Below are 771 nucleotides of genomic sequence, written 5' to 3'. Positions count from 1 at the left end.
TTGCCGGTGGCGGCACCGCATCCGCTGGCCGGGGGGGCAGGCATCGTCGTGGCGCTTTGCCCCGGGGCCGCCGCCGCGCTCAAGGATGGGCCGGTGCGCGCCTACTGGCCGCTGCACCCGCCGCCCGAGGCGGGACGGCTGATCCCGAAGGCCATGGTGCTGCACGATGTCTTCCGCGCGCTCGATGTCCGGCTCGCGGCGCTGCGCCGGATCCTGCGCAGCGACCTGCCGCGAGGCGCGGTGCAGGCGGCGCTCGACGATCTCAGTTCAGGTCTTCCAGCAGGCGACCGTGCTTTCGCGTCTCTTCCAGAACCTCGCCAAAGGTCCGCATTCCCCGGGCCGCAAGCATCGGCAGCATCATGACCAGCACCTGCGCCGTGGCATTGGCATCGCCAAGCGCGGTGTGGCGCAGCGCCTGCGGGATCTCGACGCCCAACCGCTGGCACAGCGCGTCCAGCGTGTGGGTCTCGCTCGCACCGAACAGCACCGCCGACAGCAGTACGGTGTCAAGGATCGGGTGGTCCCACTCGACCCCCATGCGGTCCCGGTGCCGGCGCAGGAAGGCCATGTCGAAGGGTGCGTTGTGCGCCACGATGACCGACCCCTTGGCAAAGCGGTGAAAGCGGCGTCCGGCCTCGCCGATGTCCGGCTTTCCGGCGACCATGGCGTCGGTCACCTTGTGCACCCGGCTCGAGGAGGCGGGGATCGGGATGCCGGGATCGACCAGCAGGTCGAGCACCTCGCCCGGCACGATGCGCCCGTTCAGCACCC

The 771-nt window shown here is 70.8% G+C and carries 1 protein-coding gene; it reads right to left on the bottom strand.

What is annotated here, in order from left to right; translation table 11 throughout:
- Nucleotides 1-262: 262 nt before the first annotated feature.
- On the bottom strand, nt 263-771 hold a 509-nt coding region (locus tag HC022_RS27990; RefSeq protein WP_167454541.1), incomplete at its 5' end, for a PolC-type DNA polymerase III.

The sequence above is a fragment of the Salipiger sp. HF18 genome (assembly GCF_011806505.1).
Taxonomy (GTDB): domain Bacteria; phylum Pseudomonadota; class Alphaproteobacteria; order Rhodobacterales; family Rhodobacteraceae; genus Salipiger; species Salipiger thiooxidans.
This window is presented reverse-complemented; position numbering and strand designations above follow the sequence as displayed.